This is a genomic window from Methylobacterium sp. 22177 (genome assembly GCF_052045615.1).
Classification (GTDB): domain Bacteria; phylum Pseudomonadota; class Alphaproteobacteria; order Rhizobiales; family Beijerinckiaceae; genus Methylobacterium; species Methylobacterium radiotolerans.
This window is the reverse complement of the sequence record NZ_JBQEPK010000019.1, coordinates 66,671-79,086: the sequence shown is the minus strand read 5'-3', so window position 1 is coordinate 79,086 and position 12,416 is coordinate 66,671. Positions and strand designations below refer to the sequence as shown.

Genomic DNA, 12,416 nt, shown 5'->3' with positions numbered 1-12,416 from the left:
CGTCGATCAAGGACCACCCATGACCGCCCGTACGCTCTACTACGCCCCCGGCGCCTGCTCGCTCGCCGCCCACATCATCCTGGAGGAATCCGGGCTCCCCTACGAGGGCATCAAGCTCGACCTCGCGGCGGGCGACCAGCGCCGGCCGGAATACCTCGCGATCAACGATCGCGGCCGCGTGCCGGCGCTGACCGAGGACGGCTGGGTGCTCACCGAGTGCGCGGCCATCCTGCGCCACGTCGCCCGTCAGGTGCCGGAGAAGGCGCTGTGGCCCACGGATCTCCGCGAGCAGGCCGCCACCGACGAGTGGCTCGGCTGGCTCGCCTGCAACCACCATGTCACTTATGCCCATGTCCGCCGGCCCGAGCGCTACACCGAGGACGAGAGCGCCTTCGCGGGCATCAAGGCTAAGGCCGCCAACACCTACGCGGATCTCGCCACCATGACCGAGGTGCGCCTCTCGCACGGCGGCTGGGCTGTGGGTGACCGGTTCAGCGTCGTCGACGCCTACCTGATGGTCTTCTGGTTCTGGGCCAACGGGCCCGTGCTCCGGTTCGACATGGCCGGCCGCTTCCCGGCCTGGACCGCCCATGCCCGCCGCGTCGCCGAGCGGCCGGCCGTGCAAGCCGTCTTCGCCCGCGAGGGACTGCCGCTCCCGCGCTGACCCGGTTCGGCCGCGGCAACCCCCTTGCCGCGGCCGTCGAATCGGCCTAGAGCGCGTACCGTACGGTACGGTACGCCATTCGAGATGATGCAGGCGAGCGCCACAGCAGAGCAGGAAGCCCCGTCGGCCCGCCAGCAGGCGGTGCTGGACGCCGTGCTCGGCCTCATGGTCGAGGATAGCGAGCAGCTCACCATGGACGCCGTCGCGCGCCGGGCGAGCTGCTCGAAGGAGACGCTCTACAAGTGGTTCGGCGACCGCGACGGATTGCTGACCGCGACGGTGCGCTGGCAGGCCTCCCGGGTCCATGCCGGGCGCGACGCCGCGCAGGTGCTCGACGGCGCGACCCTGCGGGAGCGCCTGCAGGACTTCGCCGTGACGTGGCTGGAGGTCATCACCGGCCCGACCTCGGTGGCGCTGAACCGCATCGCCATCGCGCATGCGGGCTCGCGCAAGAGCAACCTCGGCGGCATCGTGCTCGCGAACGGCCGCTTCGCCATCGGCGAGCGGGTCAAGCCCGTGCTGGAGGCGGGGCGCGCCGCCGGCCTGCTGACCTTCGCCGACAGCGAGGCCGCCTTCCGCACCTTCTTCGGCCTCGTCGGCCGGGATATCCAGATCCGACTTCTGCTCGGCGAGACCCTCGACCTCGACGGGGCCGAGATCCGGCGCGATGCGGGCCGCGCCGTCGAGCAGTTCCTGGCCCTCTACGGCCGGGCCCAACCCGACCCGAAACACCAAGCTTAAGAGGAGACAGACATGCGGGTGTATTACGATCGCGACGCCGACCTGAACCTGATCAAGGGCAAGAAGGTCGCCATCGTCGGCTACGGCAGCCAGGGCCACGCCCACGCGCTCAACCTGCGCGATTCCGGCGTGAAGGACATCGTCATCGCGCTGCGCGAGGGCTCCCCCACCGCCAAGAAGGCCGAGCACGAGGGCTTCAAGGTTCTCTCGGTCGCCGAGGCCGCCAAGTGGGCCGACGTGGTGATGATGCTCACCCCCGACGAGCTGCAGGGCGACATCTACCGCGAGTCCCTCGAGGGCAACATGAAGCAGGGCGCCGCGCTCCTGTTCGCCCACGGCCTCAACGTCCACTTCAACCTGATCGAGCCGCGCAAGGATCTCGACGTCCTGATGGTCGCCCCGAAGGGCCCGGGCCACACCGTGCGCTCCGAGTACCTCCGCGGCGGCGGCGTGCCGACCCTGATCGCCATCGCGCAGGACGCCTCCGGCAACGCCCACGACCTCGGCCTGTCGTACGCCTCGGCGAACGGCGGCGGCCGCGCCGGCATCATCGAGACGACCTTCAAGGAGGAGTGCGAGACCGACCTGTTCGGCGAGCAGGCCGTGCTCTGCGGCGGCCTCGTCGAGCTGATCAAGGCCGGCTTCGAGACCCTGGTCGAGGCGGGCTACGCCCCCGAGATGGCCTATTTCGAGTGCCTCCACGAGGTGAAGCTGATCGTCGACCTCATCTACGAGGGCGGCATCGCCAACATGAACTACTCGATCTCCAACACGGCCGAGTACGGCGAGTACGTCACCGGCCCGCGCATCGTCACGCCTGAGACCAAGGCCGAGATGAAGCGCGTGCTGAACGACATCCAGTCGGGCACCTTCACGCGCAACTGGATGCTGGAGAACAAGGTCAACCAGACCTCGTTCAAGGCGACCCGCGCCAAGCTCGCCGCCCACCCGATCGAGGAGGTCGGCGCCAAGCTCCGCGGCATGATGCCGTGGATCTCCGAGAAGGCGCTCGTCGACAAGACCCGCAACTGAGCCCGAACCGTGCGGCCGGGCCTCGCTCGGCCGCGCCGCCTGGGGCCGGTCACGCGTGAGCGTGGTCGGCCCTTCGTCTTCCCGGTTGCCCTGTCCGAAGCTTCCCGGCCATAAGCCCCGCAGCGGTCCCGCCTGCACGAGGGCCGGCAAGCGGAGAGGACACCCATGGCATCGCTCTATTCCGACGCGCACCGGGCGCTCCAGGAGGAGTTCGGCACGACCAAGCTCGCCGTGCGCCTCGACGAGGACTGGGTCCACGACAGCGTCCAGCCGGACGAGGCCGCCTTCATCGGCTCCCGCGACATGTTCTTCCTCTCGACCGTCGATCCGGACGGGATGCCCACCGTCTCCTACAAGGGCGGCCCCACGGGCTTCGTGAAGGTGCTCGACGACAAGACGCTCGTCTTCCCCGGATTCGACGGCAACGGCATGTTCTACTCGATGGGCAATATCGAGGGGCAGGCCAAGGTCGGCCTGCTGTTCATCGACTTCGAGACGCCGCACCGCATCCGCGTGCAGGGGCACGCGTCGCTGCTGCGCGACGACGCCCTCATGGCCGAGTATACCGAGGCCAAGTACCTGGTGAGGGTCGCGGTCACCAAGATCTGGGTCAACTGCCCGCGCTACATCCACAAGTACAAGAAGCTCGAGCAGAACAAGTACGTGCCGCGGCCCGATCGCGAGACCCCGCTCGCCGCCTGGAAGCGGCTCGACCTCGCGGGCGACGTGATCAGCGACGCCGACAAGGCCCGCGTCGCCAAGGAGGGCAAGCTCGAGGTCTCCGAGTACGCGGCGCTGGTCGCCCGCGGCGAGGCCTGACCGTCCGTTCCGGCCGCCCCGCGGAGCAGGGCGGCCGGTGCTTGACGAGGCGGAATTCCAATTTTCATGCCGTGAGTTGATCGCGAGTATATTTAACCTACGCATCACAATGATGCGGCACTGTATTGGCCTCTACTTTCTTCGTTCTTCAAATTTTCTTGACGCCGTGAGGGTAGGTCGTTAGATTTCGTGCGAGATCTCTCGATCGTACCTTCTCACGGTTCGTACAGGCCATGTTCTCGCTCCCGCTGCGCGTCGCGGTAATCTGTAGTGTCCTGATCGCGGCCGTCTTCGCGGGCGGGACGACTTTCCTGGCTCGCCGGATCAACGCCTCCTTCGAGGAACAGACGGCCAGGATGCAGTCGGAGACGCTGTCGAGCGAGGCGCGCGAGGTTCGGTTTCGCCTCGCCGTGGCGGCCAGGACCGCCGAGAGTCTCGCGGCGGCCGCCTCGGCGCTGCGCGGCGGCGGGATCCAGGACCGCGCGGTCTACGACGCGATGCTGCGCGAGCTTCTGCGCGCCAACCCCGACCTGATCGCGACCTGGACCGGCTGGGAGCCGAACGCTCTGGACGGGCGCGACCGCGCGTTCGCCGGCACGGCGTCCGCGGACGCGAGCGGCCGCTTCATGCCCTACTGGAATCGCGGCAGCGGCACGATCAAGCGGGAGGTTCTCACCGGCTACGAGGCCGAGCCGGACGGCGCCTACTACCTTCGGCCGAAGAAGCTGAACCGCTTGGTGGCCATAGAACCCTACATCTACCCGGTGGCCGGGAAGGACGTCGTCATGATGTCGTTCGGCGCGCCGATCACCGTGGACGGCACGTACCGCGGCACCGCCGGCGTCGACATCGATCTCGGCTCCCTGAACGCCGCCCTCAACGCGGTGAAGCCGTTCGGGACCGGCTATCTCGCGGTGATCTCGGCGAGCGGGACGACCGTCGCGCATCCGACCGGCGCGGCGGCCGGGAAGCCGTTGCACGGCTTCGACGCGTCGGCGGCCGACGCGGCCGGGCAGGCGATCCGCGCGGGAGCCGTGGTGGTGACCGACGCGCCGGGCCCGGACGGGGCGCCCTGGCGGTACATGGCGCAGCATATCCAGGCGGGCGAGACGCCCGACCGGTGGGCCATCGTCGTCGCGGTGCCGGTGGCGACGCTCACGGCCGCCGCCGATCAGGCGCGCGCGACGCTGATCGGCATCTCGATCCTCTGCGTGCTGATCGGATGCGCGGTCGTCTTCGGCGCGCTGCACCGCCTCGTCGGGAGGCCGATCCGCGCGCTCGGCCGGACGATCGGCGACATGGCGGCGGGCGATTACGGGGCGGACGTGCCCGAGGCGCGGCGCCGCGACGAGGTCGGGCTGGTCGGGCGGGCGGTGCTGCAGCTGCGCGACGGCCTGCGGGCGCAGGCGCAGGCCGACGCCCGGGCACGGGCGGACGCCCAGGCCGCCGCCGACCGGGATCGCAAGCGGGTGACCGCGGACCTGGCCAACGCCTTCGAGCAGGCGGTCGGCGGCATCGTCGAGACGGTGACGGACGCGGCCACCGAGCTGCAGGCCACGGCCAAGGGGCTGGCCGCCACGGCCTCGGAGACCGCGGGCCAGTCGACCACCGTCGCGGCCGGGGCCGAGGAGGCCGCCTCCAACGTCCGGGCCGCGGCCTCGGCGGCCGAAGAACTCGGCAGCTCCGTGCAGGAGATCGGGCGGCAGGTCCAGGGATCCGCGCAGCTCGCGCGGGCCGCGGCCGACGAGGCCGGGCGCACGGTGCGGCTGGTTGAGGACCTGAGCGCGGCGGTGATGAAGATCGGGGACGTGGTGGCGCTGATCAGCGGCATCGCGGGCCAGACCAACCTGCTCGCCCTCAACGCCACCATCGAGGCGGCCCGCGCCGGCGAGGCCGGCCGGGGCTTCGCGGTCGTGGCCGCCGAGGTGAAGGCGCTGGCCACCCAGACCGCGCGGGCCACCGACGAGATCGCGGGGCAGATCTCTCGCGTTCAGGCCTCGACCGCGCAGGCGGCCTCGGCGATCGGCAGCATCACGACGCGGGTCGACGAGATCAGCGCTGTGGCCACGACGATCGCGGCCGCGGTCGAGCAGCAGGGCGCCGCGACCCAGGAGATCGTCCGCAACGTGACCCAGGCCGCCGCCGGCACGGGCGAGGTGACCACGAACATCGCCCGCGTGGCCGACGCCGCCGACATGACCGGCTCGGCCGCCGGTCAGGTGCTGGATTCGTCCGCGAACCTGTCGCGTCAGTCCGAGCATCTGCGGTCAGAGGTCAGCCGCTTCCTCGGTACGGTGCGCGCGGCCTGAGGGCGCCCGGACCGGCCTGCGCGCTAGCTGGCCTTCCGGGCGACGACGAACACCCGCGGGAAGGCGAGCAGGCGCCGGCCGTCGCTGCGCGGCGGGTAGGCCCCGTCGATCGCGCGCGTGTAGGCATCCAGGAAGCCGGCGCGGTGCTCGGGATCCAGCGGGTCGAGGAAGGGACGCAGGCCCGTGGCCCGGACCCAGTCCACGATGGCGGCGGCATCGGCCATCCGGTGATGATAGGCGGTGCGCCAGACATCGACCTCGGCGGCCGCCGGCGCCAGCAGATCGTAGTACGCCGCGGGCTCCAGCATCCGCCCGAGGCGGCCGGCCACGGCCGGGTCGCCGATCGCCGCCGCCCAGGGGCCGGACGCCGCCACCGCGCGCATCAGGCGGTGGGTGGGCTCGGCGAGGTTGTCGGGCATCTGCACGGCCAGCACGCCGCCCGGGGCGAGGAGGCCGAACAGCCGCGGCAGCAGGGTCGCGTGGTCCGGCAGCCATTGCAGCACGGCGTTGGCGTAGATCAGGTCCGGCGCCCGCTCGGGTGTCCAGGTCGCGGCGTCGGCCAGCGCGAAGGCGAGGCGGGGCAGCCGGGCGCGGGCGCTCTCCAGCATGGCCGGCGAGGTGTCGAGCCCGATCACCTCGGCGTCGGGGAAACGGGCCGCGATCAGCGCGGTGGAGTTGCCGGGCCCGCAGCCGAGATCGATGGCCAGACGCGGCGCTTCGAGGGGCACGCGGGCGAGGAGCTCGGCGGCGGGGCGCGTCCGCTCGTCCTCGAAGCGGGTGTAGAGGGCGGGGTTCCAGTCGGCCATCGCACCCTTCCGTGAAAAAATCCTCAGCAGCCGAGCCGGTCGGCGAGATCCGCCAAGTCCCGCGCCGCGTGGGTGACCGGCACCGTCGGCGCGGCCTCGCCGCCGGCCGGGCCGTGCTCGTGCGGGCGGGCGATGTGGGCGGTGGCGAGCCCGTGGCCCGCCGCCGCTGCGAGGTCGTTCGAGTGTGCCGCGACCATCATGGTCTCCCCCGGCGCGAAGCCGAAGGCCGCGACGGCGTCGCGGTAGAGCGCCGGCTTCGGCTTGTAGTCGCGGGAGTAGCCGGCGCCGAGCACCGCGTCGAAGACCAGGCCGTTGCGGCGGGCGAGGTCGGCCATCAGCCGGACAGGCCCGTTGGAGACCGGCGCCAGGAGGTGCTTCTCGCGCAGCCGCCGCAGCGCGTCCGGCACCTCGGGCCACGCGTCGAGCCGGTGCCAGGCCTGGACCAGCTCCCGCTGCACGGCCTCGGAGACGCCCGCGATGCCGAACTGCGCCAGCACGCCGGGCAGCGACTCGGCCTGGAGCGTGTCGAGGTCGACGTAGGGCCGGGCGCCGGAGCGCACCGTCTCCATCGAGGGATTGTACTGTGCCCGCCACGCGTCCGCGAAGGCGCCGGCATCGAGGTCCGGCGCGACGGGCGCGAGCAGCCGCGCCGCCTCGCGGGCGACGCCGGAGCGCCAGTCGACCAGCGTCCCGAAGACGTCGAAGACCAGCGCCCGGACGGTCACCGCACCGCCTGCAGGCTGGGACCGCGCCGGACGAAGCCGACGATGTCCTTGACCGCGTCGAGGGTCTGCGCCGCGATGGTCTCGGCCCGGGCGCCGCCGTCGGCCAGCACGGCGTCGATGTGGCCAGGATCGGCGGTGAGGCGGCGCATCTCCCCGGCGATCGGCGCGAGGCTCGTCACCGCGAGGTCGGCGAGCGCCGGCTTGAAGGTCGAGAACTGCGCTCCCCCGAAATCGCGCAGCACGTCCTCCCGGGTGATGCCGGCCAGCGCCGCGTAGATCCCCACGAGGTTGTCGGCCTCGGGCCGCTCCTTCAGGCCCGCCACCTCGGAAGGCAGGGGCTCGGGATCGGTCTTGGCCCGGCGGATCTTCTGGGCGATGGCGTCCGCATCGTCCGTGAGGTTGATGCGGGCGTTGTCGGACGGGTCCGACTTCGACATCTTCTTGGTGCCGTCGCGCAGCGACATGACCCGGGCGGCCGGGCCGCCGATCAGCGGCTCCGTGATCGGGAAGAAGGCGTCGCCGTGGCCGTGCGCCGTGATCGACCCCGAGAAATCGGTGTTGAACTTCTGGGCGATGTCCCGGGTCAGCTCCAGGTGCTGCTTCTGGTCCTCGCCGACCGGCACGTGCGTCGCCCGGTAGGCCAGGATGTCGGCGGCCATCAGCACCGGGTAGTCGTAGAGGCCGATCGAGGCGTTCTCCCGGTCCTTGCCGGCCTTCTCCTTGAACTGGGTCATGCGGTTCAGCCAGCCGAGGCGGGCGACGCAGTTGAACACCCAGGCGAGCTCGGCGTGCTGCGGCACCTGGCTCTGGTTGAACACGATCGAGCGCTTGGGATCGATGCCGGCGGCGAGGAAGGCGGCCGTGACCTCGCGGATCTGGCCGCGCAGCGCTTCGGGATCCTGCCAGACGGTGATCGCGTGGAGGTCGACCACGCAGTACAGGCACTGCGCGTCGCGATCCTGCATCTCCACGAAGCGCTTCACGGCCCCGAGATAGTTGCCGAGGTGCAGGTTGCCGGTGGGCTGGACGCCCGAGAAGACCAATTCGGTGAACGCGGCCATCGGCGCCGATCCTGAGCAAGGGAAGACCGGGGCTCCGCGCCGTCCGGGCGCGGGGTTACTCGCACCCGTAGGCCGGAATGGTCAAGGACGCGCTCACGGCTCCCGCGTGGGCAGCCTCGCGCTGGGGCAGAGATCGACCAGAACGCAGCGCCCGCAGGCCGGGCGGTGATGATGGCAGACCTTCTGGCCGTGCAGCATCAGGATCTCGTGATTGTCGTAGAGGTCCTGCGCGCTCCAGTCGGCGGGGAGCTGCGCCCGCAGGATCGGGTGCGACGGGCCGACATCGACCGTCTTGCCGATCAGCCCGAGGCGCTGCGCCACCCGGTGATGGTGGCTGTCGACCGGCAGGGCCGGCATTCGCAGGGTGGAGAAGGACAGGACCGCCGCGCTGGTCTTCGGCCCGACGCCCGGGATCGCCTGCAGCCACGCCCGCGCGGCCTCGACCTCCATGTCGGCCAGGAAGGCGAGGTCGAGGCCGCCGCACCGGTCGCGCAGCGCCCGGAGCACGTCGCGGATGCGCGGCGCCTTCAGCTCCGGCCAGGTCACGCCCGCGATGGCAGCCTCGATCTCCGGCACGTCCGCGTCGATCACCGCCTCCCAGTCGCGGAAGCGCGCCCGCAGGGCCTTGAAGGCCCGGCCGGATTCGGCGTTGCGCGTCCGGTGCGACAGGAGCGAGGAGACGAGTTCGCTGACCGGATCCAGGCTGTGGAAGTACGGGATCGGGCAGCCGTAGACCGGGCACAACCGGGCATGGACGGCGAGCGCCTTCTCGGCGAGGGCCGGATCCGTGACGGCGGGGGCCGGCTTGCGGCGCGGGCGCGGGGCGGTCGCGGTTCTGAGGTCGGCGGCGGGCATGTCGGGCGAATCCGCGAGCCGATGCCCCTGTTCCTGCCGGTACGGGGCAGCGGCGATCTGTCCGCCTCGTCGGGTTCGCGCGCTTCCAGCGGAGAGCAGGGTTGGCGGCGGCGCGCGCCCTGCCCCCTCTCCCGTGCGGGAGAGGGTTGGGGTGAGGGACCGGGCGCTTCAGGGCGGAGAGCGCCGTCGACGCGCGTGCCCTGTCCGGAAGCCGCATGCCCCTCACCCTGTCCCTCTCCCGCTCGGGAGAGGGGACCCGCGCTCGGTCCCGGAGCGGTCGTGGCAATCGCGTGGGGACGCCGCCGGCCCGTGCGCGCCTACTTCACCAGCGCGTAGATGTTCACGTCGAGGTTGTCGTCGGTGCTGTCCTTGAGGTCGGTGGCGTACTCCTCCACGAACCGGTCCTGCACCACGATGTCCTTGGCGTCGAGGTAGGCGGTCAGCGTCTCGTAGGTGCTGTCGATCGACTCGTAGGACCCCTTGTGGGCGAAGCGCAACGCCTTGCCGGAGGGCGTCGTGCCGAAGCGCAGGCCGTCGGTCTCGGCGGGTGCCGGGCTCGGCGCGGCCGCCACCGGGATCATCGCCTCGAACTCGAAGCCGTCGTCGTCGGTGCGCGTGAAGACCGCGAGCGGCCGCCCGGCCGGCGCGACGCCGAGCTTGGCGAGGTCGGCCTCGATCCGCGCGAAGGCCTGCTTCAGGTTCGGCACGGCCTCCTCCCACTTGGTCTTGCCGGACAGGATCGCGACGGGCTTGGCCGGCAGGGTGACCTCGTCGACGTCGCCGGGCTCGCCGGCCTTGTCGATGAGCGTCGGCCGCGCCGGCGTTCCCGGGCTCGTGCCCGGGGGCGTTCCCACCGCGGACTGGCCCGCGGGCGGGGGCGCCACCGATTGCTGGGGCGCCGGGGCCGCGCTCTTGTCCGGATCGGCGACCGGGTTCGGCGCCGTCGTGGTCGGCAGCGGGTTCGTCTGGGCCGGCGCGGGCGCCGTGGAGGGCGGCGGCGCGGGCTGCTGCTGCGCGGCGATCGGGCCGCCCGACGCGAGCACGAGGGCGGCCGAGAGGGCGACGAGCGGACGAAGGCGGATCACGGTGGGCGCTCCGGTCGAGGCCCGCGGATGATCGCGCGGGCTCCCGCGGCGTAACCTAATGGCGATCGGGACGGCTCGCGAGGGCGCAGCGGACGAGAGCCGCGGGTGCGGCGCATCTGCCACGCCGCGGCACCCCTCGCGCCGGGCGGCGGCTTTTGCGATATAGCCCGCACCTTCCTCCAACCGCGGGACCGCATGAGCGCACTCGCCCACAGACGCTTCCTGAAGATGCACGGCGCCGGCAACGCGATCGTGGTGCTGGATCTGCGCGGCTCCGCCGCGAAGGTGCGGCCCGAGGAGGCGCGGGCGATCGCGCAGGATCCCGGCTCGACCTTCGATCAGCTGATGGTCCTGCACGATCCCGTGAGCCCGGGCACGGACGCGTTCATGCGCATCTACAACACCGACGGCTCGGAATCGGGCGCCTGCGGCAACGGCACGCGCTGCGTCGCCTACGCGATGCTCGACGACCCGGCCATGGCCCGGCCGGCCGAGGGCGGCCGGCTCGTCCTGGAGACCCGGGCGGGCCTGCTCGGGGTGCGCCGCGTGTCGGAGCGGGCCTTCACGGTGGATATGGGCCGGCCGCGGCTCGCCTGGGACGAGATCCCCCTGTCCGAGCCGTTCCCCGACACCCGGCGGATCGAGCTGCAGATCGGCCCGATCGACGATCCGATCCTGCACTCGCCGGGCGCCGTGAACATGGGCAACCCGCACGCGGTGTTCTTCGTGGAGCAGGATCCGGACAGCTTCGACCTCGCCCGGATCGGCCCGATGCTGGAGAACCACCCGCTGTTCCCGGAGCGCGCCAACATCTCGGTGGCGCAGGTGACGGGCCGCGAGACGATCAAGCTCCGCGTCTGGGAGCGGGGGGCCGGGCTGACGCTCGCCTGCGGCACGGCCGCCTGCGCCACCGTGGTGGCCGCCTCGCGCCTGCGGATGATCGGCCGGCAGGCCAGCGTCGCGCTGCCGGGCGGCGAGCTGTTCGTCGAGTGGCGGGCCGACGACCACGTCCTGATGACCGGCCCGGTCGCGCTCGTCGCCGAGGGGACCCTGGCGCCGGAGCTGTTCGACAGCGCGGCCTGATGGCGGTCGAGACCCTCACCTTCGGCTGCCGCCTCAACACCGTCGAGTCCGAGGCCCTGCGGGTCCACGCGGCGGCGGACGGGCGCGACCGGGTGGTGGTGAACACCTGCGCGGTGACCGCCGAGGCCGGGCGGCAGGCCCGCAAGGCGATCCGGCGCCTCGCCCGGGAGCGGCTCGGCGCCGAGATCGTCGTCACCGGCTGCGGCGCCGAGGTCGAGACGGAGGCCTACGCGGCCATGCCGGAGGTCGCGCGCCTCGTCGGCAACGCCGAGAAGCTGCGGCCGGAGGGCTGGTCGGCGGCCGCGACCGGCCCGGGCGCCGTCATGGCGGCGCGGGCGGCCGAGCCGACGCGGGTCGAGGCGGTCGCCGGGCACACCCGCGCCTTCGTGCCCGTGCAGAACGGCTGCGACCACCGCTGCACCTTCTGCGTGATCCCGTTCGGGCGGGGCGTCTCCCGCTCGGTGCCGGAGGCGGACGTGATCGCGCAGGTCGAGACGATCGTGGCGCGGGGCGGGCGCGAGGTGGTGCTGACCGGCGTCGACCTCACCGCCTACGGTCGCGACCTCCCCGGCACGGCCCCGTCCCTCGGCGGCCTCGCGCGCGCGATCCTCCGGGCGGTGCCCGACCTCGCGCGCCTGCGCCTGTCCTCCATCGATTCCGTCGAGGCCGACGACGCGCTGCTCGCGGCGATCGCCGAGGAGGAGCGGCTCATGCCGCACCTGCACCTGTCGCTGCAGGCCGGCGACGACCTGATCCTCAAGCGCATGAGGCGCCGGCACCTGCGCGTCGACGCGATCCGCTTCTGCGAGACCGTGCGGCGGCTGCGGCCCGACACGGTGTTCGGCGCCGACCTGATCGCCGGCTTCCCGACCGAGACCGAGGCGCAGTTCGACCGCTCCCTCGACCTCGTGGCGGCGTGCGGCCTGACGCACCTGCACGTCTTCCCGTACTCGCCGCGCCCCGGGACACCGGCCGCGCGCATGCCGCCGGTTGCCCCCGAGGCGATCCGCGCGCGGGCGGCGCGGCTGCGGGCGGCCGGCGCCGACGCGCTGCGCCGGCATCTCGACGCCCAGGTCGGCCGCCGCCTCACCGTGCTGGCGGAGCGCGGCGGCGTCGGGCGGAGCGCGGATTTCACCGCGGTTCGGCTTCCGGGCGTCCCCGAAGCGGGGACGTTCCACGACGTCGCCGTCGCCGGGCACGACGGCGCGCGGCTCATCGGCGCCTAGCGCCCGCGGC

Annotated in this window: 12 protein-coding genes; 7 read left to right on the top strand and 5 right to left on the bottom strand. The window is 72.4% G+C overall.

All coding sequences use genetic code 11. From position 1 onward, the window contains the following. The first annotated feature begins 19 nt into the window (after positions 1-19). The 5 genes from ACTJK8_RS17970 (at position 20) to ACTJK8_RS17950 (ending at position 5,565) form a co-directional block, all read left to right on the top strand. Complete coding sequence (locus tag ACTJK8_RS17970; protein ID WP_024828151.1) at positions 20-664, top strand: glutathione S-transferase family protein; 645 nt, start codon at positions 20-22, stop codon at positions 662-664. Positions 665-748: 84 nt separating this feature from the next. After that, a complete protein-coding gene (locus ACTJK8_RS17965) occupies positions 749-1,405 on the top strand; it encodes a TetR/AcrR family transcriptional regulator C-terminal domain-containing protein (RefSeq protein ID WP_440762311.1) in 657 nt (218 codons plus the stop codon). 12 nt (positions 1,406-1,417) lie between these two features. After that, positions 1,418-2,437: a ketol-acid reductoisomerase gene (gene ilvC / locus ACTJK8_RS17960; protein ID WP_440762310.1), complete on the top strand. Its 1,020-nt coding sequence runs from the start codon at positions 1,418-1,420 to the stop codon at positions 2,435-2,437. Between the two features lie 165 nt (positions 2,438-2,602). Next, positions 2,603-3,256, top strand: coding sequence for a pyridoxamine 5'-phosphate oxidase family protein (locus ACTJK8_RS17955; RefSeq protein ID WP_012322219.1), 654 nt, complete (start codon positions 2,603-2,605; stop codon positions 3,254-3,256). A 233-nt stretch (positions 3,257-3,489) separates the two neighbouring features. Beyond that, entirely contained in the window at positions 3,490-5,565 is a 2,076-nt protein-coding gene (locus tag ACTJK8_RS17950; RefSeq protein ID WP_440762309.1) for a methyl-accepting chemotaxis protein, read from the top strand. Between the two features lie 23 nt (positions 5,566-5,588). On the opposite strand, the gene tam is transcribed toward ACTJK8_RS17950, so the two are convergent. From tam to ACTJK8_RS17925, 5 genes are all read right to left on the bottom strand, one after another. Beyond that, positions 5,589-6,371: a trans-aconitate 2-methyltransferase gene (gene tam / locus ACTJK8_RS17945; protein ID WP_012322221.1), complete on the bottom strand. Its 783-nt coding sequence runs from the start codon at positions 6,369-6,371 to the stop codon at positions 5,589-5,591. 23 nt (positions 6,372-6,394) lie between these two features. Further along, on the bottom strand, positions 6,395-7,096 hold the full coding sequence (locus ACTJK8_RS17940; protein WP_012322222.1) for a haloacid dehalogenase type II: 702 nt from the start codon (positions 7,094-7,096) through the stop codon (positions 6,395-6,397). After that, positions 7,093-8,157, bottom strand: a complete 1,065-nt coding sequence (gene trpS / locus ACTJK8_RS17935) for a tryptophan--tRNA ligase (RefSeq protein ID WP_012322223.1) — start codon at positions 8,155-8,157, stop codon at positions 7,093-7,095. Before trpS ends, ACTJK8_RS17940 begins: the two co-directional genes overlap by 4 nt. A gap of 93 nt (positions 8,158-8,250) precedes the next feature. Then, positions 8,251-9,012 (bottom strand): endonuclease III domain-containing protein, encoded by a 762-nt coding sequence (locus ACTJK8_RS17930; RefSeq protein WP_071000530.1) that lies wholly within the window; start codon positions 9,010-9,012, stop codon positions 8,251-8,253. A 317-nt stretch (positions 9,013-9,329) separates the two neighbouring features. Next, positions 9,330-10,097 (bottom strand): GyrI-like domain-containing protein, encoded by a 768-nt coding sequence (locus tag ACTJK8_RS17925; protein WP_012322225.1) that lies wholly within the window; start codon positions 10,095-10,097, stop codon positions 9,330-9,332. A 195-nt stretch (positions 10,098-10,292) separates the two neighbouring features. Here ACTJK8_RS17925 and dapF point away from each other — a divergent pair, with 195 nt between their 5' ends. Together dapF and mtaB are read left to right on the top strand one after the other, a co-directional pair. Then, on the top strand, positions 10,293-11,180 hold the full coding sequence (dapF, locus tag ACTJK8_RS17920) for a diaminopimelate epimerase (RefSeq protein WP_024828145.1): 888 nt from the start codon (positions 10,293-10,295) through the stop codon (positions 11,178-11,180). Continuing rightward, the gene (mtaB, locus tag ACTJK8_RS17915; RefSeq protein WP_440762308.1) at positions 11,180-12,406 is read left to right on the top strand and encodes a tRNA (N(6)-L-threonylcarbamoyladenosine(37)-C(2))-methylthiotransferase MtaB; all 1,227 of its coding nucleotides are present in this window, start codon (positions 11,180-11,182) and stop codon (positions 12,404-12,406) included. The genes dapF and mtaB overlap by 1 nt, the downstream gene beginning before the upstream one ends. Positions 12,407-12,416: the final 10 nt, after the last annotated feature.